General features: G+C 41.7%; 17 protein-coding genes and 1 riboswitch. Of the genes, 11 read left to right on the top strand and 6 right to left on the bottom strand.

The genetic code is table 11. The features are described 5' to 3' along the window. Positions 1–529: 529 nt before the first annotated feature. The 8 genes from Xinn_RS16220 to fbaB all read left to right on the top strand — a co-directional run bounded on the left by Xinn_RS16220 (position 530) and on the right by fbaB (position 13,821). Positions 530–1,738 carry an MdtA/MuxA family multidrug efflux RND transporter periplasmic adaptor subunit gene (locus Xinn_RS16220; RefSeq protein ID WP_086953489.1) on the top strand — a complete coding sequence of 403 codons (1,209 nt, stop codon included), beginning with the start codon at positions 530–532 and terminating at the stop codon, positions 1,736–1,738. Beyond that, positions 1,738–4,920 (top strand): MdtB/MuxB family multidrug efflux RND transporter permease subunit, encoded by a 3,183-nt coding sequence (locus tag Xinn_RS16215; RefSeq protein ID WP_086953490.1) that lies wholly within the window; start codon positions 1,738–1,740, stop codon positions 4,918–4,920. The genes Xinn_RS16220 and Xinn_RS16215 overlap by 1 nt, the downstream gene beginning before the upstream one ends. Next, the gene (gene mdtC, locus Xinn_RS16210) at positions 4,917–8,015 is read left to right on the top strand and encodes a multidrug efflux RND transporter permease subunit MdtC (protein ID WP_086953491.1); all 3,099 of its coding nucleotides are present in this window, start codon (positions 4,917–4,919) and stop codon (positions 8,013–8,015) included. Before Xinn_RS16215 ends, mdtC begins: the two co-directional genes overlap by 4 nt. A gap of 27 nt (positions 8,016–8,042) precedes the next feature. Beyond that, entirely contained in the window at positions 8,043–9,443 is a 1,401-nt protein-coding gene (gene baeS / locus Xinn_RS16205; RefSeq protein WP_086956437.1) for an envelope stress sensor histidine kinase BaeS, read from the top strand. A gap of 4 nt (positions 9,444–9,447) precedes the next feature. After that, the gene (gene baeR / locus Xinn_RS16200; RefSeq protein WP_086953492.1) at positions 9,448–10,146 is read left to right on the top strand and encodes an envelope stress response regulator BaeR; all 699 of its coding nucleotides are present in this window, start codon (positions 9,448–9,450) and stop codon (positions 10,144–10,146) included. A gap of 85 nt (positions 10,147–10,231) precedes the next feature. Beyond that, positions 10,232–10,576 (top strand): YegP family protein, encoded by a 345-nt coding sequence (locus tag Xinn_RS16195; protein ID WP_086953493.1) that lies wholly within the window; start codon positions 10,232–10,234, stop codon positions 10,574–10,576. Between the two features lie 228 nt (positions 10,577–10,804). Then, on the top strand, positions 10,805–12,181 hold the full coding sequence (gene trhP, locus Xinn_RS16190; RefSeq protein ID WP_086956438.1) for a prephenate-dependent tRNA uridine(34) hydroxylase TrhP: 1,377 nt from the start codon (positions 10,805–10,807) through the stop codon (positions 12,179–12,181). Between the two features lie 590 nt (positions 12,182–12,771). Beyond that, positions 12,772–13,821: a class I fructose-bisphosphate aldolase gene (gene fbaB, locus Xinn_RS16185; protein WP_086953494.1), complete on the top strand. Its 1,050-nt coding sequence runs from the start codon at positions 12,772–12,774 to the stop codon at positions 13,819–13,821. A 130-nt stretch (positions 13,822–13,951) separates the two neighbouring features. On the opposite strand, the gene thiD is transcribed toward fbaB, so the two are convergent. The 3 genes from thiD to Xinn_RS16170 form a co-directional block, all read right to left on the bottom strand. Beyond that, the gene (thiD, locus tag Xinn_RS16180) at positions 13,952–14,749 is read right to left on the bottom strand and encodes a bifunctional hydroxymethylpyrimidine kinase/phosphomethylpyrimidine kinase (protein WP_086956439.1); all 798 of its coding nucleotides are present in this window, start codon (positions 14,747–14,749) and stop codon (positions 13,952–13,954) included. Between the two features lie 87 nt (positions 14,750–14,836). Next, positions 14,837–14,929: riboswitch (TPP riboswitch) on the bottom strand. Positions 14,930–15,059: 130 nt separating this feature from the next. After that, positions 15,060–15,269: a transcription antiterminator/RNA stability regulator CspE gene (gene cspE / locus Xinn_RS16175; RefSeq protein ID WP_038269841.1), complete on the bottom strand. Its 210-nt coding sequence runs from the start codon at positions 15,267–15,269 to the stop codon at positions 15,060–15,062. Positions 15,270–16,053: 784 nt separating this feature from the next. Then, complete coding sequence (locus Xinn_RS16170) at positions 16,054–17,415, bottom strand: amino acid permease (RefSeq protein WP_086953495.1); 1,362 nt, start codon at positions 17,413–17,415, stop codon at positions 16,054–16,056. A gap of 597 nt (positions 17,416–18,012) precedes the next feature. Between Xinn_RS16170 and Xinn_RS16165 the strand changes: the two genes are divergently transcribed. Continuing rightward, complete coding sequence (locus Xinn_RS16165) at positions 18,013–18,393, top strand: helix-turn-helix domain-containing protein (RefSeq protein ID WP_086956440.1); 381 nt, start codon at positions 18,013–18,015, stop codon at positions 18,391–18,393. A 108-nt stretch (positions 18,394–18,501) separates the two neighbouring features. On the opposite strand, the gene Xinn_RS16160 is transcribed toward Xinn_RS16165, so the two are convergent. Both Xinn_RS16160 and Xinn_RS16155 read right to left on the bottom strand, forming a co-directional pair. Then, positions 18,502–19,344, bottom strand: coding sequence for an N-acetylmuramoyl-L-alanine amidase (locus Xinn_RS16160; protein ID WP_186435685.1), 843 nt, complete (start codon positions 19,342–19,344; stop codon positions 18,502–18,504). Between the two features lie 212 nt (positions 19,345–19,556). Next, positions 19,557–21,011: an alanine/glycine:cation symporter family protein gene (locus tag Xinn_RS16155; RefSeq protein ID WP_086953497.1), complete on the bottom strand. Its 1,455-nt coding sequence runs from the start codon at positions 21,009–21,011 to the stop codon at positions 19,557–19,559. A 1,373-nt stretch (positions 21,012–22,384) separates the two neighbouring features. On the opposite strand from Xinn_RS16155, the gene Xinn_RS16150 reads away from it, so the two are divergent. After that, positions 22,385–22,849, top strand: coding sequence for a PliI family lysozyme inhibitor of I-type lysozyme (locus tag Xinn_RS16150; protein WP_086953498.1), 465 nt, complete (start codon positions 22,385–22,387; stop codon positions 22,847–22,849). 251 nt (positions 22,850–23,100) lie between these two features. Beyond that, on the top strand, positions 23,101–23,478 hold the full coding sequence (locus Xinn_RS16145; protein ID WP_086956441.1) for a hypothetical protein: 378 nt from the start codon (positions 23,101–23,103) through the stop codon (positions 23,476–23,478). A gap of 67 nt (positions 23,479–23,545) precedes the next feature. On the opposite strand, the gene Xinn_RS16140 is transcribed toward Xinn_RS16145, so the two are convergent. Continuing rightward, the gene (locus Xinn_RS16140; RefSeq protein ID WP_086953499.1) at positions 23,546–24,673 is read right to left on the bottom strand and encodes an RNA ligase RtcB family protein; all 1,128 of its coding nucleotides are present in this window, start codon (positions 24,671–24,673) and stop codon (positions 23,546–23,548) included. Between the last annotated feature and the right edge of the window lie 100 nt (positions 24,674–24,773).

Here is a 24,773-nt window from a genome sequence, read left to right as displayed (position 1 = left end):
TGTGTATAGGTCATAGTGCATTTTCCTTTGGCGAGAAAGATGCCTACTATAGCAACTGACCGCCTTTCTTAGAAATTGCACTTATTAGTCGAATCCAAGATTATTATATAATATCCAGTGTATGGCCACTATTACAGCTATAGATGTTTAGCCGTTAATATATTCTGCATTTTATAACCTCTCGCTTTATTAGCGATAATTACTCCTTTCACTATGAATAACTATCAACACCTATAGTTTCAAGTTGTTATTTCTTTGCAGGGATGCCATATTCACAAATAGATTAACTCTCTTTTTCCAGCACCGCACATAGCAATATCTGTTTTTCTCTTTACACCGTGATAACAGCTTCAATAATGGATAAGTCAGTTTAATTCTACTACATTATGTTATTGACACAATTTCCATATTTTCTCCATGATTGGCTATTCATCTCCAAGTACACTAATTAAATATATATTTACACCAATTTAGCATAAGATGCATGTGTGGCTGATTATCGGTGCAATATTAAGAGAATGTCGAATATATGAGCAATAACCGTCGTACCTACTTTTTCTGTTTTGCTGCATTAGTCGTTATCATCGCAGCAGCTTTCTTTACATGGAACCATTTCAAACCATCACAAAAGCCCGGCCCACAACAAAATTTATCAGCCGAACCACCCCGCCCTGTTCAGGCGGCTACCGCTAAAATGGAGTCCGTTCCCCACTATCTGGAAGGGTTAGGAACAGTTCAGGCAGCAGATACCGTCAATGTTACCAGTCTGGTAAGCGGGCAATTAATCGCCCTGCATTTTACTGAAGGCCAGCAGGTGAAAAAAGGTGATTTACTGGCAGAAATTGATCCCCGTCCTTATCAGGTCAGGTTGGCAAAAGCACAAGGACAATATGTTAAAGATCAAGCGATGTTGGCCAATGCTAAGCAGGATTTAGTCCGTTATCAACAACTGGCAAAAAGCAAATTAATTTCTCAACAGGATCTGGATAAGCAGCATGCATTAGTCCGTCAATATAAGGCCGCTCTCCAAAGCGATCAGGCTGATATTGATGAGCAAAAACTCCAATTAACTTACAGCCGCATCACAGCACCTATTTCAGGCCGGGTTGGTCTGAAACGGATAGATGTCGGTAACTACGTCTCTTCCGGGGGAGACAAACCGATTGTCGTCATTACGCGCGTTAATCCCATCGACGTGTTATTTTCCCTGCCTGAAAATGATCTCAGTGCCATATTGAAGGCACAGCAAAATAATACCCCCCCTCCCGTCATTGCTCTGGATCGCAATAACAAACTGCAATTAGCACAAGGCAAGCTGCTCAGTATCGATAACCAAATTGATGTTGCAACCGGCACCATAAAAATGAAAGCCAGATTTGATAATCGGGATAACACACTGTTTCCAAATCAATTCGTTAATATTCAGATCAGGGTAAATACTCTGGATAACGCCATAGTTATACCCGATGCCGCATTACAGATGAGTAGCAGTGGTCATTTTGTCTGGCTGGTGAGTAAAGATAATAAGGTTAAAAAACATAAAATAATCACCGGACTACAAAATGATAATCGGGTCATTATCAACAGTGGTCTGTCGGTTGGTGATCGGGTAGTCACAGATGGTATTGATCAATTGACAGAAGGAGCTATGGTTGAAATTGTTAAGCCCCTGCAACCAAAATCAGATAACACCAAGGATAAACCTGCTCAGCCAGACAATAAGGTGGAGAATAAGTAATGCATTCTGATTCTCCGGTGACAGGAGGCGGCCCATCCCGCTTATTTATACTGCGTCCGGTAGCAACGACGCTGTTTATGATTGCAATTTTGCTTGCCGGTATTCTTGGCTACCGGATGCTGCCGGTTTCTGCATTGCCACAGGTTGATTATCCGACTATTCAGGTTGTGACACTTTATCCCGGTGCTAATCCTGACGTGATGACTTCTGCTATAACAGCACCACTGGAACGCAGATTCGGGCAAATATCCGGCCTGAAACAGATGTCATCACAGAGTTCTGGCGGAGCTTCTGTAATTACTCTGGTATTCCAGCTTTCCCTGCCACTGGATGTGGCAGAACAGGATGTACAGGCAGCCATAAATTCAAGTATCAATCTGTTACCTGATGATCTGCCCTACCCTCCTATTTACAGTAAGGTTAATCCGGCAGATCCTCCGATTTTAACGCTGGCCGTAACCTCTGATGCTCTGCCGATGACAGAAGTACAGGATATGGTAGAAACCCGTGTTGCTCAGCGTATTTCTCAGGTTGGTGGCGTTGGTCTGGTTACTCTGGCTGGCGGGCAGCGACCTGCTGTCCGCGTGAAGTTAAATGCGCAGGCGATGGCCGCACAAGGGCTGGACAGCCATGTTATTCGTAATGCGATTGTCAGTGCGAATGTAAATTCGCCAAAAGGCAGTTTTGATGGCCCAACGCGGTCAATTACCCTGTCTGCCAACGATCAGATGAAATCCATTGACGATTATCGCAATTTAATTGTGACCTATAAAAACGGAGCCCCGATTCGGCTGCGCGATGTGGCGACAATTGAGCGAGATGCAGAAAATACCAAACTCGGTGCATGGGCAAATGAAAACCCCGCCATTGTTATCAATGTGCAACGTCAACCGGGTGCTAATGTTATTGAAACTACGGATAACATTCGCAGCGTATTGCCGGAACTAATAAGCAGCCTGCCTAAATCAGTGAAAGTGGATGTTCTGACGGATCGCACCACTACGATCCGGGCTTCTGTTAAGGATGTTCAGTTTGAGCTACTGCTGGCGGTTGCTCTGGTTGTCATGGTGATTTACCTGTTTCTGCGTAATGCTGCCGCAACTTTAATCCCAAGTATTGCCGTTCCGCTTTCACTTATCGGAACATTTGCAGTTATGTATTTTTGTGGTTTTTCTATCAATAATCTGACATTGATGGCATTAACCATTGCAACAGGCTTTGTTGTCGATGATGCCATTGTTGTTATTGAAAATATTTCCCGCTATATCGAACGGGGAGAAAAACCTCTGGCCGCTGCACTAAAAGGGGCTGGTGAAATAGGTTTTACCATCATTTCACTGACTTTTTCCCTGATCGCCGTTTTGATCCCGCTGTTATTTATGGGGGATATCGTAGGGCGTTTATTCCGGGAGTTTGCGATTACACTGGCGGTGGCGATTTTAATTTCAGCCGTTGTCTCACTTACTCTGACGCCAATGATGTGTGCAAGAATGCTGAAAGCAGAGTCGGACATTAAACATAATCGCTTTGAACAAGCCTGTGAGCACTTTTTTGAATGGGTAATTGCGATATATGGTGTGTGGCTGAAACGTGTCCTGAACCATCCCTGGCTGACACTCGGTGTCACACTGGGTACTCTGGCTTTGACTGCTCTTCTCTATATCATTATTCCAAAAGGTTTTTTTCCATCACAGGATAATGGATTAATTCAGGGCACACTGGAAGCGCCACAATCCATTTCTTTCAATGCAATGGCGGATAAACAACATCAGGTTAGCGCATTGCTGCTACAGGACCCCGCAGTGGAGAATGTGACGACTTTCATTGGCGTTGATGGCAGTAACCCCACACTAAACAATGGGCGTCTGCAAATCACACTAAAACCGTTTGCTCAGCGTCATGACAGAATTGAGGATATTATCCCCCGCCTGCAAGCACGGGTAGCTAAAGTGTCGGACACCACCTTATATCTGCAACCGATTCAGGATCTGACTATCGATACCCAGCTTTCCCGTACGCAATATCAATTTACGCTACAGGCAACATCTCTGGATGAGCTTAACACTTGGGTTCCTAAGTTACAGGACGCACTGAAAAAACGGCCTGAACTGGTCGATATCAGTAATAATTTGCAAAATCGGGGATTAGTCGCTCATATCAACATAAATCGGGATATGGCCAGCAGGTTAGGTATTACAATTGCTGCTATTGACAGCACTTTGTATAACGCTTTTGGTCAAAGGATGATCTCAACCATTTATACACAGTCAAATCAATATCGGGTTATATTAGCACAGGATACGCAACATTCTCCCGGTATTGATGCACTCAATGATGTTCGTCTTTTAAGTTCAGATGGCAATATCGTACCTCTGACTGCTATCGCCACGATTGAACAACGGTTGGGGTATTTATCCATTAATCACCTGCAACAATTTCCTGCAACCACTTTTTCATTCAACGTCGCACACAATACATCTCTGGAAGCAGCCGTTAATGCCGTGAAGGAAACAGAACACGCTATTAATCTGCCCAAAGATATCAATACACAATTTCAGGGAGCTACACTGGCATTTCAGAATGCACTGAGTAATACCTTATTGCTGATACTGGCTGCTGTTGTTGCTATGTATATTGTGCTCGGGATCCTGTACGAAAGTTTTATTCATCCGGTAACGATCCTGTCAACACTGCCTACTGCGGGAGTCGGCGCATTACTGGCATTAATGCTGGGAGGCTATGAACTGGATATCATTGCCATTATCGGGATTATTTTGCTGATTGGGATCGTGAAGAAAAATGCCATTATGATGATTGACTTTGCGCTGGCAGCAGAACGTGAAAAAGGTATGTCGCCCTATGATGCTATTTTTCAGGCCTGTCTCCTGCGCTTCAGGCCGATTCTGATGACAACAATGGCGGCACTGCTCGGCGCATTACCTTTGATGCTCAGCACTGGGATCGGCGCTGAGCTACGCCGCCCGTTGGGGGTCAGCATGGTAGGCGGGTTGATTATGAGTCAAATACTGACGTTGTTTACAACACCCGTCATTTATCTGCTGTTTGACAGGCTGGCACACTATCGCAGGAATAGGCAGAACAGAAATAAACAAAACAGCCAGCAGGCTCATAATCAGGCAACATTAGCGCGTTCTTCTACTGATCATCAGGAGCCGTTGTGAAATTTTTCGCCTTATTTATCCAACGACCTGTTGCCACCACACTATTAAGTGTCGCTATCACACTGTGTGGTGCATTCAGTTTTATCCTGTTGCCGGTATCACCTCTGCCACAAATCGATGTTCCGGTGATTGGGGTTTCAGCTTATATGCCCGGCGCATCACCGGAAACAATGGCATCCTCTGTCGCTACCCCACTGGAGCGTTCACTCGGCAGAATTGCCGGTGTTAAGGATATGAGCTCCTCCAGTTCATTAGGCTATACCTTCATTTATTTGCAGTTTGAAATGAACCGGGATATCAACGGAGCAGCACGGGATGTACAGGCAGCGATTAATGCCGCAGAAAGCCTGTTACCTTCAGGAATGCCAAGCCGGCCGACTTACCACAAGGCCGATCCCTCTTCTGCCCCGATTATGATCCTGACCCTGACATCAGACAGTTATGGCGAAGGGCAATTATATGATATTGCCTCGACGCGTCTTGCTCAAAGAATCTCACAGATAGAAGGCGTTGGTCAGGTTACTGTTTCAGGCAGTTCATTACCCGCAATAAGGGTTGAATTGAATCCCAATGCCCTGTTCAGTAAAGGGATCTCACTTGACGATATCCGCACTGCTGTCAACAATGCCAATGTCAGAAATCCGACAGGTCATGTTGATGCAGACGAATACAGCTGGCAAATACAGACTAACGATGAAATTAAAAAAGCGAATGATTACGCTTCTATCATTGTGGCTTACCGTGATGGCTCACCTGTCCGTTTAAAAGATGTCGCGACTGTCACAGAGTCAGTGGAAGATATCCGTGCTTCAGGTATGTCCGGCAATAAACCTGCTATCGCTCTGATCATCCGGCGGGAATCCAGTGCGAATATCATTGAAACAATCAGTAAGATCCGTGCTGAACTCCCTGCCCTGCAAGCATCAATACCCGCCAATATTAAACTGAGTGTTGTACAGGATCGTTCCCCCACTATCCGGGCTTCGTTGTATGAAGTAGAACGGGCACTTGCGCTTGCCGTTGCTCTGGTGATTCTGGTGGTTTTTCTGTTTCTACGCTCAGGACGTGCCACGCTTATTCCGGCGGTTGCTGTTCCGGTTTCACTGATTGGCACATTTACCGCAATGTATTTATGTGGTTTCAGCCTGAATAATCTTTCACTCATGGCTCTGACCATTGCTACTGGTTTTGTGGTGGATGATGCCATTGTTGTGCTGGAAAATATCTCCCGTCATCTGGAAGCCGGAATGAAACCAGCCCAAGCCGCTCTTAAGGGCGTGAGAGAAGTCGGGTTTACCGTGCTTGCCATGAGCCTGTCTCTGGTGGCGGTTTTTATCCCCCTTGTGTTGATAGATGAAATGCTCGGCAGGCTATTCCTTGATTTCTCGGTAACGCTTGCAACTGCGATAGGCATTTCGCTGTTAGTTTCACTCACCTTAACGCCAATGATGTGCGCGCATCTGCTAAAAACTTCACCTGAAAAATCACTGAAGAAAATTCGCGGTTTCGGTAAATTTTTTCTCCGGCTTCAGCAATATTATGGCCGTTCACTAAAATGGGTTCTTAACCACTCTTTCTGGGTTTTATTAATGTTACTGGGAATTATCCTCCTGAATGGCTGGCTCTATATTAATATCCCGAAAACTTTTTTCCCCAGACAAGATACTGGCCAGTTACGGGGTTTTGTCGTTGCTGATCAAAATATTTCCTTTCAGGCCATGCATAAAAAAATGGAACATTTTATGCAGGTCATTAATGCTGACCCAACGGTTGAAAATGTGACAGGGTTTACTGGTGGTGACAGCATGAATGTCGGCTTTATGTTTATGTCATTAAAGCCTTTAAGTGAACGTACAGAAAGTATCGATCAAATCATATCTCGTTTACGGCAGAAGTTATCCCACGAACCGGGGGCTTCGCTGTATCTTATTCCGGTACAGGATCTCAGATCCGGTGGTGGGGGCGGTGGTAACGCCAAATCTATTTATGAATTTAATTTACTGTCGGATGATTCAGATGCGCTTCGCAAATGGACACCCATAATCAACAACGCCTTGAAAACGTTACCTCAACTGACCGGCGTCAATTCAGATGATGACGATAAAGGTTCTGAATTAGCCATTACCTACGACCGTGATCTGATGGCCCGTCTCGGCATCAGCGTTGCTCAGGCGAATAGTCTGCTCGGAAACGCTTTCGGGCAACAGCCTATTTCAACGATTTATCAACCACTGAATCAATATAAAGTCGTGATGGAAGTTGCCCCTGAATATAATCAGGATATCAGTGCACTGGAGAAAATCTTTGTCATCAATAAGGAAGGGAAACGTATTCCACTCTCTTATTTTGCCAGCTGGCGACCAGCCAATGCACCATTGGACATTTATCATCAGGGTCTTTCGGCAGCTTCCACAATCTCTTTCGATATTGCGGAAGGCTACACGATGTCTGATGCAGTCAGTGCGATAGAAAGAACAATGACTGAACTCAGCGTCCCATCAGCGGTTCGTGGCTCCTTTGGTGGTACTGTACAGGATTTTCAGGAAACTCAGAGTTCCCAGTTGATGGTGATCCTTGCTGCTATCATTACGGTTTATCTGGTGCTGGGTGTACTGTATGAAAGCTATATTCATCCCCTGACAATCCTTTCTACCCTTCCGTCTGCCGGAATCGGGGCTTTACTGGCATTAGAGCTATTCAATACGCCATTTAGCCTGATTGCTATGATTGGCATTATGCTGCTGATTGGTATCGTGAAAAAAAATGCCATTATCATGGTAGATTTTGCGCTTGAAGCTCAGCGGAATGGGCAACTCAGTGCACGGGAAGCCATATTTCAGGCCAGTTTATTAAGATTCCGGCCAATCATGATGACAACTCTTTCTGCTTTATTCGGTGCTTTACCTTTGGTACTGAGTCATGGTGATGGCGCTGAATTACGCCACCCTCTGGGGATCACCATTGTTGGCGGGTTAGTTATGAGCCAAATTCTGACGTTATATACCACTCCCGTTGTTTATCTGTTTTTTGACCGGTTACGTGAGAAGTGGCAACAACGCCGGATAGCAAAATTTCAGAGAATAAAATCATTGTAACGTTACGGATAAAAAGTGAAATTACGGATAAAAACCGGAATCAGCGGGAAATTATTTCTGGCCATTTTTGCTACCTGTATGCTGGTATTAGTCACAATGCACTGGGGCATTCGCCTCAGTTTCCAGTATGGATTCATCGGTTATATTAAGCAGAACAGTCAACTACGTGCCAATATGCTGGCCGAAGCACTGACAGATCAATATCAGCAATACGGCAGTTGGGACTTCCTGACTAAAAACGATCGGGTTATCTTTCAAATTATCCGAAATATTGAACAAAACAGTGATAATCGGCGAGAACTATCTCCCCGTGGCTGGCGCTCTCAGTTCTGGGTCGTTGACAGCCATATGCGGCGGTTAGTTGGTCATGCGGATAATATGGCGGAAGAAACGTACCGTATGCCTGTCACTTACCAGACTAAAGTGGTCGGTTGGGTAATCGTCAGTACCTCTGACAAGATTACCCGTCAGGCGGATATCAGTTTTGCTCAACAACAGCAGCTGACCAGTTGGGTTATCGCTGGTTTCTCTACTATGCTGGCCCTGATTGCAACGTTCTTTTTATCCCGTGTTTTTTTGAAACCCGTTAAGCGGCTGGTGGAAGGCACACATAAACTGGCCTCCGGTGATTTCAGTGTCCGTGTTGTATCATCCGCTCAGGATGAAATCGGGCAATTAGCAGCAGATTTTAATCACCTAGCCTGTACGCTGGAAAAAAATGAACAGATGCGACGGGATTATATGGCAGATATTTCCCATGAATTGCGCACACCACTCTCTATTCTGCGTGGCGAACTGGAAGCTTTACAGGATGGTGTCCGTCAGCCGACACAGGAAACCATTCACTCGTTACTGACGGAAGTTACCATCCTGACAAAGTTAGTGGATGATTTACATTTACTTTCCCTGACAGATCGCGGTTCTCTGACCTATCGAAAAGAGTCAGTTGATGTCAATGAACTCTTGAAAATCGCTGTCGCTGCATATCGTGGGCGTTTCGCCGATAAGCACATTTCACTGGAGTTACATTTACCGCAGAATACGATGTTATTTGCTGACCCTAAACGATTAACGCAGCTATTCCATAACTTACTGGAAAATAGCCTGCGCTATACTGCTGATCACGGAACAGTGCTTATTCACGGGCATGTAACCCAGCAAAAATGGTTATTAAGCTGGCAAGATAGTGCTCCCGGGCTTACCGCAGAACAGTGCCAGCGTATTTTTGAACGTTTCTATCGCTGCGAATCTTCACGCAATCGAGCCAGTGGTGGTTCAGGTTTAGGTCTGGCAATCTGCTACAACATTATTGAAGCTCATAACGGTCTTATTAGTGCTGAAATATCACCTTTAGGTGGTATTCAAATTCACGTAGAGTTACCCTTGTTCAAGTTTTCTGAACATAAGACGTCAAATATAAGATATTGAAATAATGAGTGTACAATATACCGTTCTGATCGTTGAAGATGAGCCCAAACTGGGACAGTTACTGGTTGATTATCTACAAACTGCAAATTATCAAACACAATGGCTGGTGCGAGGTGATGAAGTGGTTGCTCATGTTCAGCAACACCAACCTGATATTATTCTGCTCGATCTTATGTTACCCGGTCTTGATGGGTTATCTGTCTGTCGGGAAGTCCGTAAATTTTCAGATATCCCTATTATTATGATGACAGCTAAAACTGAAGAAATTGATCGCCTGCTAGGGCTGGAAATTGGTGCGGATGATTATGTCTGTAAGCCTTATAGTCCAAGAGAAATCATCGCCAGAGTGAAAACTATCTTACGCCGCTGCTATCGTCCGCAGGATATCATCAGTGAACAGGGAGCACTGACAATTGATGAAAACCATTTTCAGGCTCGCTACCTTGAACGTGTACTGGATCTGACACCGGTTGAATTCCGGCTACTTAAAATTATCTCCAGCAAGCCCGGGCGGGTTTTTTCCCGTGATCAGCTATTGAATAATCTCTATAACGATCACCGGATTGTGAATGATCGGACAATTGACAGCCATATCAAGAACCTACGCAGAAAATTAGAACAACTGGATGAAGATAAATCTTTCATTCGCTCAATTTATGGGTTGGGTTATCGCTGGGAGGCAGAAATTTGCCGACTGATGTAAGTAGCCTGCTGTTATTAAAAAAATTCACCTGCATAAATTTCAGGCTAAACTTAATCTGATAATTACCCAATCAGGAGAATTTCTTATGGCTACTGGTCATTATGATCTTAAGAAAGCGAAGAACGGGCAATTTTATTTTAATCTGGTAGCAGCAAATGGTGAGATTATTCTCAGCAGTGAAATGTACACGACTAAAGCTGCTGCTAATAAAGGCATTCACTCGGTGCAAGTCAACTCCCCGGATAAAGCCCGTCATGAAGTGAGAAAGAATAAATCTGGCAAAACGTATTTTGTCCTGAAAGCCAGAAATCATCAGGTTATTGGTATCAGTGAATCTTATAGTGATGAAACTGCGATGAAAAAAGGAATGCAGTCTGTAATGAAAGCCGGAACAACAGATAAAATACGGGACTTGACCAAAGGTAATTAGTTGTAGTTAGTTAACGGCGCCGCATTAGCGGCGCGCTTTTTGCCCGTATTTCCATTTCAGCATCCCCATTTCGTGTACCTTAAAAGACAATCTTGAAAGATAAAAGCTATAAGCGTTAAAATCCCTTCTTTAACCTTACCTTTAGTAATGATAAAAGGGTGAGGTCTGATTTGAACTCAGACTGAGAACGCTGATATTATGCCTATTCCAGAATTGTCAACCCAAGAACTGTTTACTCCAGAATTACTCTCTCCTGCTGGTTCCCTGAAAAACATGCGCTATGCCTTTGCTTATGGTGCTGATGCTATCTATGCCGGGCAACCCCGCTACAGCCTGCGTGTCCGTAACAATGAATTTAATCATGAAACACTGGCTCAGGGGATTAAAGAAGCCCATGAATTAGGCAAGCGTTTTTATGTTGTTGTTAACATTGCTCCACACAATGCAAAACTGAAAACTTTTATCCGCGATTTAAAGCCGGTAGTTGAAATGGGGCCTGATGCGCTCATTATGTCCGATCCCGGCTTAATTATGATGGTCAGGGAAGCCTTTCCTGAAATGGATATCCATCTCTCCGTACAGGCAAATGCTGTTAACTGGGCAACAGTGAAATTCTGGAAACAAATGGGGTTAACGCGGGTCATTCTCTCCCGCGAACTTTCACTGGAAGAAATCGCAGAAATCCGCCAGCAGGTACCTGAAATGGAGCTGGAGGTTTTCGTACATGGCGCACTTTGTATGGCTTATTCCGGTCGCTGTTTGCTATCAGGCTATATCAATAAACGTGACCCTAATCAGGGTACTTGCACGAATGCCTGCCGCTGGGAATACAATGTACAGGAAGGTAAAGAAGATGATACCGGTAATATCGTCCATACCCATGACCCTATTCCGGTTAAAAACATCGAACCAACTCTCGGGCAGGGTACTCCAACGGATAAAGTCTTCATGATAGAAGAAGCCAAACGTCCCGGTGAATATATGAGCGCCTTTGAAGATGAACATGGCACTTATATCATGAACTCGAAAGATTTACGTGCGATTGAGCATGTCGAACGATTAACAGGTATGGGGGTACATTCTCTGAAAATAGAAGGCCGTACCAAATCGTTCTACTATTGCGCCCGCACAGCTCAGGTATACCGTCGTGCTATTGATGATGCAGTTGCCGGTAAACCGTTTGATCCAACATTGATGAACACACTGGAAGGATTAGCCCATCGCGGTTATACGGAAGGTTTTCTCCGCCGCCATACTCATGATGCCTACCAAACCTATGAATATGGCTATTCAGTATCAGAAACGCAGCAATTTGTCGGAGAATTTACCGGCAAGCGGGTTGATGGGTTGGCAGAAGTCACCGTAAAAAATAAGTTCCTCGTTGGTGACAGCCTTGAGATTATGACTCCGGCTGGCAATATCAACTTTGTGCTGGCATCAATGACAAACAAAAAAAATCAGGCTGTTGAAGTCGCTCCGGGGGATGGTCACACCGTTTATTTACCCGTTCCTGAAGAAATAGAACTTAATTACGCGCTGCTTATCCGTAATCTGGAAATGGGTAACACCAGAGCACCACATGCAAATACAGCCCTTAAAAAATAATTCTGTCTGAAATTTACAGAAATAGTTCCATTTTTTTAGAAACAGATCACATCAATACTATTTTATTTCTCGTATTATCCATTCTGAAAAATGAAGAACTAAAAAAGTTTTACTGTAAGACTAGGAACCACCTCCTTGGCTAGCTCAATCTCCCTTGGGCTAGCCTTTTCTTTTGCTAAAAAATTTAAACTGCAAAAAATTCATAATAATATCAGAACTAAAAAATCATTAACTAAATGAATGAACGCTGAGTGTACTCAGGAAAAATAATTACCTCGCTATTCATTGCTAAATTAACTGTAAATAAAAAAAACCAATTTGGATAAATATCATTCATATTTATTCAACTTACTGAAGGAATTTTTAGAAAAACACCCTGAAATAGTTATTTCCAACAGAAGCAATCGATATTACCTCACTATACCTATGCATGACAGGAGTGAAATAGTTAAATTTTAATAACCATAACATTAACTATGAAAAATAATCTCAACTGAAGCGATCCACTACCACTTCCCTTCCAGCTCAACTTGTACTCAATTCAAATATAAACAACAATCAGTAGCGCCTTTTGCAAACTGGAGTTAAACATGACTGATATCGTGAAGTTGTTAGGAAAAGACGCAGAAAGTTTATTGCAGCATCAATGTTCTACTATTCCACGTGAAAATCTCTACATTCCGGGTGCAGATTTTGTTGATCGTGTAATGATCGAAAATAATCGGCCAAATGCAGTACTGCGCTCAATGCAAACATTGTTTAATCATGGGCGACTGGCCGGAACCGGTTATCTTTCGATTCTTCCGGTAGATCAGGGTGTTGAGCATTCAGCAAGTGCCTCTTTTGCAGCAAACCCACTCTATTTTGATCCCAAAAATATTGTCGAATTAGCAATTGAAGCCGGGTGTAACTGCGTTGCTTCAACTTATGGTGTTCTGGCATCGGTCTCCCGCCGCTATGCCCATAAAATTCCATTTCTGGTGAAACTGAACCATAATGAAACGCTGACCTACCCCGCCGAATATGATCAGACTTTGTATGCCAGTGTTGAGCAGGCTTTTAATATGGGAGCTGTGGCAGTTGGTGCGACGATTTATTATGGCTCTCACGAGTCACGCCGCCAGATAGAAGAAATATCTGCTGCCTTCGAACGTGCTCATGAGCTAGGTATGGTCACAGTACTGTGGGCATATTTGCGCAATTCCGCCTTCAAAAAAGATGGCGTTGATTACCATACAAGCGCCGATTTAACGGGTCAGGCAAACCATCTGGCAGCAACTATTGGTGCAGATATCGTTAAGCAAAAAATGGCAGAAACTAATGGTGGTTATACTGCAATTGGTTTCGGACACACAGATAAGCGTGTTTATACTGAATTAACAACAGAACACCCGATTGATTTAGTTCGCTACCAACTGGCTAACTGTTACATGGGGCGTGCAGGTCTAATCAATTCTGGCGGAGCGTCAGGTGCCAATGATCTGAGCGATTCTGTCCGTACGGCAGTCATTAATAAACGCGCCGGAGGTATGGGGTTAATTCTTGGGCGCAAGGCATTTAAAAAGTCAATGAAAGAAGGCGTTGCTCTGATCCACTCAGTACAGGATGTGTACCTCGACAAGAATGTCACTATAGCCTGATAAAATTTGCCTAATTTATTCCTTATATATGGGGATAAGTATACCTAATGGATTCCGAGTTGCATCGCGACGGTAAGAAAAGTGCAACTTGAAAAGAACAGGTATTTATCCCCATTTTCATAATCAACAACTACCACCATTGATGGAAATGATGTACCGGCCCGACTCCTTTTCCCACATCTAATTTGTCTGCCTGCATTAAGGCATTCTGTAAATAAGATTTTGCTACTGGCACTGTGCTCTGCCAATCTTTATAACGTGGCCGTAATGCAGCAAGAGCCGCCGACAAAGTGCAACCCGTGCCATGTGTATTACGGGTATTAACTCTGGAGGCAGTAAAACGCCATTCACCTTCAGACGTAAACAGCCAGTCAGGACTTTCTCCATCAGCCAGATGCCCCCCTTTCAACAACACAGCCTGACATCCCAGTGATAATAACTCGCGCCCTTGCTGCAACATTTCATCTTCTGTTTCTGCGGGGGAAGATTTCAGTAATGCTGCCGCCTCAGGTAAATTGGGGGTAATTAAGGAAACAATAGGCAGCAGTAACTCTGTCATGGCAGTGACAGCTTCCTGCGACAGTAACGGATCGCCGCTCTTTGCCAGCATCACTGTATCCAGCACAGTATGAGGGATCGGATAACGATGGAGTATTTCCGCAACAACTTTAACATTGGCGACATTAGACAACATGCCGATTTTAATACTATCGATCCTGACATCTGAAAGCACAGACTCCAGTTGATCAGAAATGAAACCGGGTTCAATATCGTAAACTGACTGCACTCCCATAGTATTTTGCGCGACGAGGGCTGTAATTACGGTTGTGCCATACGCACCAAGTGCAGAAAAGGTTTTCAAATCGGCCTGAATGCCAGCACCACCGCTAGGATCGGTTCCAGCAATGGTCAGTGAATGAATTGACATGATGATGATTCCTGCGACCAGCTCAGGAAACACAGTAATCAGAATATCCATTATCTTTCGAATTGCCTGTTCAAGAGCTGTTGGATATGAGATATACCGGGACTTCCCTACGCTGGCATTATCCAGATCAGGTAATACGGGTGCTTCTCAGTTCACTTAAGAACGCCCCGAGCCAAAATAAAAATCACTCTATTAGTATCCCAATAGAGTGATATTTGCAATATGTTATCGTTAAATAATGAAACAAATTAACGATACATTCAACCAGTCATAAAAATACTAGCTAAAATAAATTTATTACTTTTTATTACTATAAAGTTGTAACGTTTGCAGCAGCTGGCCCTTTAGGACCATCCTGAATTTCAAACTCAACTTGTTGGCCTTCAGACAATGTTTTAAATCCATCTTTCATAATTGCAGAAAAATGCACAAATACATCTTTGCTGCCATCAGCTGGAGTAATAAAACCAAAACCTTTAGACTCATTGAACCACTTTACAGTACCAGTGATTTTTGCCATTTCAAAAATTTCCTTTGAATCACTTTATTAGCCGATTGGCATTAAAAAGAAACGAATCCGTATTCATTGTTGCTATTAATTAACAGAAACAGTACTTCGTTTACCCATGTGTTTTATCACATACTCTTTATATAATCGCAAGCCATTTTTTTCAGTCACACGAGCTAAAGCACATATTTCAAATTATTAATATCCACTCTTATTTGGAATGATCCGGAAGGATTTATATTACGTAACTATATGAATTAAAGAATAAATATAATTTCACTCTCGTAAATCATTTTGAGTTTTTTGATATATAATTCTGTTCCCAACACTTATTAAGCGATACGGCAGATAATTATATCCTATAAGCTCAATTGATTTATAAATAAAATAACAATAGATATTTGTTAGCACTTGAGAGTGTAATATGATCACTCCAAATTCAGCAGGTTTATATTTTGTTTATCCTTTATTAAATATTGTTTAATTAAAACAATATTATTCAGTTCTGGACGTTATCTACTCTCTAAATATGTCGTAGTCAGACATACGCTTATGAGATTGGATGAATCAAGATTTAATTATCCTACTACACGGATATCAAACCAGCGCAAACATCATTATGGCTAAAAATGGATAACATTCATTTTATATGCAATTTTTATATCTTAACTTTTCTCATCATTTTCTTCTGTGATAAATTTTTGTTATCAGGGTTTAATAAAATTAGATTTTCCATAAAAAATCAGCCGGACAAAATGCCCGGCTGAAAAAGTGCACTCATTTTTAAACTATCAGTTTATATTTTTACTTTATTCGCTCTGGAAAATAAATAACCAACCCATAATATTCCAATCCAGAATGGCATTAGAATAACAGATATACGTATATCAGGTATCGTCAGAATGATGACAAGAATACAAGCCAAAAATATCAGGCACAGAAAATTACCGAACGGATACCAGAATGCTTTAAAGCTTGTCTCAACACCTTCAGCATTCTTTGCAGCACGAAATTTCAGATGCGATACACAGATCATAATCCAGTTAATCACTAACGTTGTCACTACCAATGCCATCAGAAGCTCAAACGCCTTACCCGGTATAATATAGTTAATAAGAACACCTATTGATGTCGCCATAGCTGACAGCGCAATTGATAAAACAGGAACACCCCGCTTATTCACTTTAGTCAGGATACGTGGCGCATTACCCTGCTTCGCCAGACCATACAACATCCGGCTATTACAATAGACACCGCTGTTATAAACCGATAGCGCTGCTGTCAGCACAACAATATTCAAGGCATTAGCAACCCAGAAGCTGTTCAGGTCATGGAAAATCAGAACAAATGGGCTTCCCCCTTCCACCACTTTTGTCCACGGATAAAGAGACAACAGAATAAACAATGAACCGATATAAAACAGTAAAATACGATACACAACCTGATTGGTTGCCTTCGGAATATTTTTTTCTGGATTTTCAGCTTCTGCCGCAGTGATCCCCACAGTTTCCAATCCGCCGAATGAAAACATAATGACAGCCATCGCTGTAATCAGCCCCGTAGCACCATTAGGCATGAAACCGCCATACTGCCACAAATTGCTTACACTGGCCTGTGGCCCGCCCGTTCCGCTAATGAGCAAGTAAGAGCCGAAGAGGATCATTCCGATAATAGCGCCGACTTTAATCATGGAGAACCAAAATTCTGCCTCCCCATATAAGCGGACATTAATTAAATTTACAGAATTAATCACCACAAAGAATATTGCAGCTGAAACCCATGTCGGGATATCTGGCCACCAGTATTGAATATACACACCAACAGCAGTGAGCTCCGCCATCCCGACCAGTATAAACATCACCCAGTAATTCCAACCGGAGAGAAAACCGGCAAAATTACCCCAATATTTATAAGCAAAATGGCTAAATGAACCTGCTACCGGTTCTGCAACAACCATTTCCCCCAACTGACGCATTATCAGGAATGCAATAAAACCACTAATAGCATAGCCAATAAGTACTGAAGGCCCGGCCATTTTTATCGTTTGAGCTATTCCCAGAAATAACCCTGTTCCTACTGCGCCACCGAGAGCAATAAGCTGAATATGCCTGTTCTTTAAACCACGCTTAAGCGTCGATTGTTGTATATGCCCCGTCATCTAGTCCTCTTATTTCGATAATTATATCCGTCGTCTTTCAGGCCATTTCTGTGCTGGCTTCGTTCACTCCCCTATACTACCGCTTTAGAAACACACGGTTAGCTACACTCCCGGAGATTAATGAAGCTCCTGCTTCTCACCGAAGATCAACTTTAGCCGGGCAAACTCGTTCCTGACGAATTTGTCGCTTCCTTACCACAGAGATGCAACTTGAAATCCATTGGGTATAGAACCTGTTTAAACTATTTTATTTGTCGTTTTGGACCTGAACTGGCTGAAGAAACCTTAAATTTCTTCAATTTTTGCGCGATCTATCATACCCAAACTACTCTGACACTATTTGCTATCGTGTCAGACTCTAATTTTGACCCAATATTTAGTTTACTCATTCAAATCAGGTGAATATTAAAACATCATTCACGAAGAATAAACACCGTAAATGCATACTAATTCACTCTTCGTCCCCCCGTGATTGTAATGCATATTCAGGCCTTATAAGAATAAATTTAATACCCGATTGTAGATTAAGCATAAAACTAAAATCTTGAAAAGAACTTGTGTATACTTCCCATCACCTTTAACCAATTTATAATTGTAATGCCACAGGATAATCACTTAGCACTTGTATGCGCACTGAGTAAATGGATAGAAAACCACCTTGGTCGTGTCATCCATCTTGAAGAACTTGCTGCTTACTCTGGCTATTCGCTTTGGCACATGCAGAAAATATTCAAGGAAGTCACTGGGATCTCACTTGGTAAATACATACGTCAACGTCGGTTGGCTGGTGCTGTACACCTTCTGAAGAACAGCTCACAGCCCATTTTTGATATTGCACTGGATTTTGGCTTCGGCTCTCAGTCCCACTTTACTTATATGTTCCGTAAAGAATATGGCATTACACCTTACGATTTTCGTCAAAGTACAGATATAGAGCTTGAAGTTAAACTTCCCCTACACCTGACTTACAATTGCTAATCATAAGATGGGCTATACTCTGCGGCCAGATATCAATATCAGGCCGCTCCTTTATCAACTCTGCTGTCCTCTTCTTCTTTTGTCCTCTTCTATAGTACAACCACGGTATTAGTTTTTATTTAATTGATACTTTTCAACTAAAGCCAATGCTATGGCTTCCGTTTCTGCATCTGGATAACCCTGAATATCTGATGGACGAAAATGCATCTGAAATGCCTTGATCGTTTTATGGGTATTCACATCCAGATAACCTGTCTGGGGAATGGCATACCCATAAGCCGCCAATGCTTTCTGTATCCCGATAACAGAAGCTGGTGTTTCTGGTGCTCTGCCAGCCAAATATTTATTTACAGTAACAGTATCGGGCCATGCACCGATCCCTTTTTCATAAAGAGTGTGCCATGGAAAAACCGGTCCGGGATCTTCTTTCCGAAGCGGAGCAATATCACTATGACCAACCACATTCACAGCTTCAATTTTATGTCTGCGAATAATATCTTTTGCAAGCCGGATCACTGCATCTATTTGTGATGGATGATAGAGACACCATTCTTTTTTAAAAAAGTATTTTTTAAATCCACAATTGACTATTTCAATACCAATAGAATAACCGTTTAAATTTTTATACCCTCTCCATTCACTTCGGCCAGCATGCCAGGCTTTTTCGTTCTCAGAAGAGAGTTGGAAAATAATCGGTTCATTATTTTTGTATTGGGGATGAGCAGTAATCAAATACTGTACGCTGACATTTCCACCTGTCAAAGCACGCAAAGAACGTTGTTCATTCAGTGCCGTATAATGCAAGACCAGAAACTTAACAGATTCAATATGTTGTTTCGTTGAATACGAATAAGAATGATCAATAAGATAACCACTCCTTTCTTCTAATGGTGACTGCTTACTACAGCCAATCAATAGCGTAATAAATACACCTACTAAGATTTTTCTCATCATATTATTCATACAATAACAGAAGAAAAATTGAATAATGTAATTATATAGTAGATGAAACTACAGTAGATGTAGTCTTTTTATCGGCTGGAATACAGTGCGTTATACCGTCTTTACAGTAACATAAAAGCCGGATATCCATTAAGTATGGAATATCCGGCTAATATGTCATATCCATTTTATTTTACTAATAATGAATATCGATCTTAATTTCAGCGATTACGTTTTTGATTATTTTGAACCGGTTCATTATTCCAAATGCCTTCTTCAATATCCTTTTGAAGTTCCGGATACATATTAATATCGAAAGTTGGCAACTGCCCTGCTTTTCTTTGCTGGTTATAGTCCTTAGCCAATTTCAGTGCAATGCCTGACAACAGTAGAATAGCAATCAAGTTCACAATCGCCATACAGGCCATGGAGAGGTTTGCCATATTCCAGACCAAAGGAACCTCAGCCATTGTACCGAACATCACCATACCTAATGCGGCCAGACGCAAAATAAATAAACCCGCAGTGTGGTTACGCTCCAGGAATATCATGTTGCTTTCAGCATAAGCATAGTTAGCAATAATTGATGTAAAGGCAAAGAAGAAAATCGCGATAGCAACGAAAGTCGTACCCCAGTGACCAACTGCGGAGGACAATGCACGTTGCGTCAATTCAATTCCGCTGATGGCAGTAACATTCTCGTTAAGGATGCCCGAAGAAAGAATGATAACTGCTGTTGCACTACAGATAACGATTGTATCCATAAATACCCCCAACATCTGCACATAACCCTGAGAGGCAGGATGTGGCGGATATGGAGAAGCAGAAGCTGCTGCGTTTGGCGCGGAACCCATGCCCGCTTCATTCGAGAATAACCCACGTTGAACCCCCTGAAGCATTGCCTGGGAAATACCATAACCTAATGTTCCCGCCACTGCTTCCTGAAGACCAAAGGCACTCTTAAAGATTAATGCAAATACATCCGGTATACGATCAATATTGTGACCAACAACCCAAAACGCCAGAATTAAATATGCAGCCGCCATAAATGGCACAACTAATTCAGCAACCCGCGCAATTGAACGCAAACCACCAAAAATAATCACACCACTAATAATGACTAATAAAATACCAACATATAATGGATTGATATCGAAGGCAAAAGAAGCTGCTTGTGCAATTGAATTTGCCTGAACGGCATTAAATACAAGACCAAACGCGATAATAAGGAAGAATGAAAATAATACACCCATCCATCGCTTCTTTAACCCTTTCTCCATGTAGTAGGCCGGGCCACCACGATAATTTCCCTGATCGTCTTTCGTCTTGTACAACTGAGCAAGTGTGCTTTCCACAAAGGAAGTTGCCATACCAATAAATGCAACAACCCACATCCAGAAAATAGCCCCAGGACCACCAGCAGTCAGTGCAATTGCAACCCCAGCAAGATTTCCTGTTCCTACACGCGCCGCTAGGCTGGTACACAAAGCCTGAAAAGATGAAATGCCGGAGTTATCTGATTTCTTGCTATGTTTCAAGACTGAAAACATGTGACCAAAATGGCGAAGTTGTATAAAACCAAATCGTATAGTGAAGTAAAGGCCAACCCCAAGAAGCAAGTATATTAATACATAGTCCCAAAGAATGTTGTTAATGAAGTTAATCAGATCCGTCAAGATATTTTCCCCTTACTATTAGCAAACATTAGCTGACCATAATCAGTATCCGTATAAAATTTATTGTGCTTAATATCCTTTATTATTAACAAGTAACACAATTCTGTGAATGAGACACAGAGATACTAGCCAGTAAAACGGAAAGAATGTAACACAATATCTATTTCAATGGGTAACTTTTAATGAAATTTTTACATTTACTTTAGCGTTTATGAACATTTTCGCGAAGTTACATTCATAGCTAACAGCCCTATTTCAGCCCTGTCAGTCATAATTAACGATGAATAAATGGCCTGTTATATTTATTCTGGATGTACTGAATACCCATATCATATAAAACAATTCAGAAACAAAAAACAAACAAATAACAAACAAAAATGAACTTTTCCATAAGGAATTAAATATGAAATACCCGAGATAGTATCTTTTAATTGATACTCATATAGCGAGCCGCCTAAAAAACTAACTGTTCATTTTGTGACCTCACAATGTAGTTAATCTCTCATCACAACAATAATCACATTCATTAAAAACAGTGAAATAACGACAAAATTTAATGTTGAAATTTCTTGAATTTAAGAAAACATATAGCAATATCTTTCTTCAAATGAGATTATTAAATTTTAATGCTGTGATAATTGGAAAAAGCTACCATTTCATATTAAGATTTTCAGTGGTTATTTTTTACATAAGAAATAAAAACAACAATTTAGCAAGATATTAATATTCCACTATCTGGCCATCAGATAATCTGCTAGTGAGGTTATGATTGATGTTAGAAAGAAAAAGAAAAAATCCAGCGGATAACATACTGCCAAAACGGGTATATAGGGGAAAATCTAAATACGAGTACCATCCAGCAACAGGCGGTTCTATCTCAATTTGCTGTTTAAACTCGCCGTTGTCTGTTATCTGGAAAGAGTACAATAAGATTGTTGAAAAAATTGAAAAAAATAGTACATAGACCCCGGTTTATATCAACATTAATAGAACGGGAGTCTTTACTCCCGTTATTTTCAAAGCATAAACAATCAACGCATGATATGAGTACAATAATTTATATAATCACAGTCTATTTTTTGCGGAAAAAATTTTATTCGTCATATCAAAGTCTACTTTCGTTCATGAAATGTTTTTGATTAATTTATTCCGATAATCCTATTTTTCAAACAGCCAGTTAAACATAAAAAATAATAATGATTATAGCTAAACCAGTATACTCCTGATACCGTTTATCCGACATAATTCGCTTGATTTTTACTTTCCTGCCCAACACTATCAGCTTCAGAAATCCATGCTACGATATAAATTCTACTATCGACTTCTGTTATCTGTCCCTTGAAGTAACACATAAACCTAATGGAGTATTGTCGATGCTGATAGTTAAAAGAATAAAATTCTCCGTATTTGCAACACTGTTTACCTTAATATTATCGTGTCCGGCCTTTGCCAAAAATGGAGTATTGATTAGTTTACCTGATAAAAAATTTGCGGTTATTTCAACCGGTGATCTGGAAAGTGCGTCCATAGGCAGCTATTCCATTGCTATCTTTAAAGATAAAGAACTAACTGAATTCATCTCTGGTGCAATTTTTTCCCGCGATGGTTCAATATTTGAAGATAATGGAAAACCACGAATAACATTTGCTGATATTAATGGTGATGGAAATAAAGAACTGATTGTATCTAAGCTCACCGCAGGTTCCGGGAATTACCTTGAAGTAGATGCACTCAAGATTACAGATAAGGATGTCAGATTACTTACTCGCATCAATACTAATAGCACAAATAATATTATTAAATTACTCCGCAAGCATTGTAAAAAAGAGCAGTGCTAAAAGCTTAAACAGCAATAATGCTTTACATTCTATGCCCATAAAATGTAAAGCAAACGATAGAGAATGTACTATTGTTAATGTTATCACCACTGTACCCAATGGATTTCGAGTTACATCGCGGTGGCAGGGGTGCTTACCCCCGAGAACATAACTCTATATAGCTTAGTTATGATCGGGATGAGCCAGCCAACAAAGAGCCGATCTGAAAGGCGATGGGTATATCACACGGTATCGTTGATAAAGGGGAACCTATGAAACGTCTTTTATTACCGTTTTTTTTGTTATCACTCTCATTCTTCTCTTATGCCGCACATACAACTCAGGACAAGATTGCTGAAACCTATTGCGATGTGTTTGGCAAAGCCTCCGTTGATGCATTCAAAACTCATGATTCGCCGGATGTAATAGCACAGAACGCCTTAAATGCTTTACATAAGAAAGGACTAATTCTGAAAGAAATCCAGTCTAATAAAAATGAATTCATCACATCAATCAAACAAACAGTTGCTGAAGTCAGAGAGCATAAACCAACATTTCCAAGCAGCCATCATTTCGATAAGTCACTGGCTAAGTCAGTTAAAGACTGTAAGATTCAGATAAAGCAAGTTTTATCTCAACATGATCGCTGATTAGGTGTGGAGCGACGAAAATTCGCCGCTCCACATATACTCTCATCCCGCCAAAAGGTTGGCGGAATTACCCCTGATTTTTTCTAGTCTTATAAGTCAATACAGGCTTAAGCCGCGCGACCAGTTTTACCAGCCCTGTTTGTAACATGGCATCCATTACACCACTAATAGGTTTATACGCTTCTGGTGCCTCCTGAAAGATCAGTTGATTATCCAGACAAATCACACGGCTACCTAATACTGTACGCGAAAGCTGTTGTGCATTATAACGCCCGTCTAAACGTGACTTACACTCACTGCGCCCCCATTTACGCCCCGCCCCGTGGGCGAGAGAAAAAAGACTCTGTTCAGTCGCTGTCGGCTGCACTAAATAGCTATAGTCCCCACGAGAACCCGGAATAACAACCAACCCCTGATCAGAAGGTGTAGCACCTTTACGGTGTAGCCAGCCATCAATTCCATCAATAACACAAGGGGTAAGTAAATTGTGTGAAACATCCAGTAAACAATCTCCTTCAGCTCGCCAACGCTCCAACATCCGTTGAGCAATTAACTGACGGTTGAGGTGAGCATAATCGAGCGCCTGCTGATGTTGCTGGAGATAATTCTGTGCCTGTAAACTGGATGCCTCTAATCCCTTATGCCCATGCTGGCGAACATGTTGTTCGAGGATCATTTGCCCCATTCCGCGTGAGCCACTATGTACCAATAACAAAAGCTCTTGCTTACTTAGTTGCAATGCTTCAATAAGTTCGGGCTGATAAATTTCATCTATCTGCTGTAATTCAGCAAAGTGATTGCCACCGCCAATCGTCCCCGGCGAATAACAAAAATACTCTTCCATGCCCTCTGGCAATTCATCTTCTTCCAGAGAACTATCGATAGAACCGAGTTTTTTCTCAAGCTTATCTAACGACCATTTATTCAGTACTAAATCGGTTTTCCACAATGCCATACCACACCCAATATCATTACCGATAAGTGCAGGATAAAAACGCGATTGTGAAAAGAATGCAGCACCAACCGGATAACCTCTCCCCGGATGTAGGTCTGGCAAACCGACCACGCGTACCATATCAGGAAGTTGTGCTGTTGTTTCGAGTTGCTGGATAGCTTTACCTTCCAGCCAAGTATTTTCTGCTGCAATAACCTGGATGTGTGATTGTGGTGCAGCCGAATATAGTGTATTGCCCATACATAGACAGGATCTTAAGCAATAACCGTTTATTTTTAGATAGAAAAAAGGCTTCATTTATGATCTGATAATCGTCGCCAAACAATAAATCAAAACCACG

The sequence above is a fragment of the Xenorhabdus innexi genome, assembly GCF_002632485.1.
GTDB lineage: Bacteria > Pseudomonadota > Gammaproteobacteria > Enterobacterales > Enterobacteriaceae > Xenorhabdus > Xenorhabdus innexi.
This window is presented reverse-complemented; position numbering and strand designations above follow the sequence as displayed.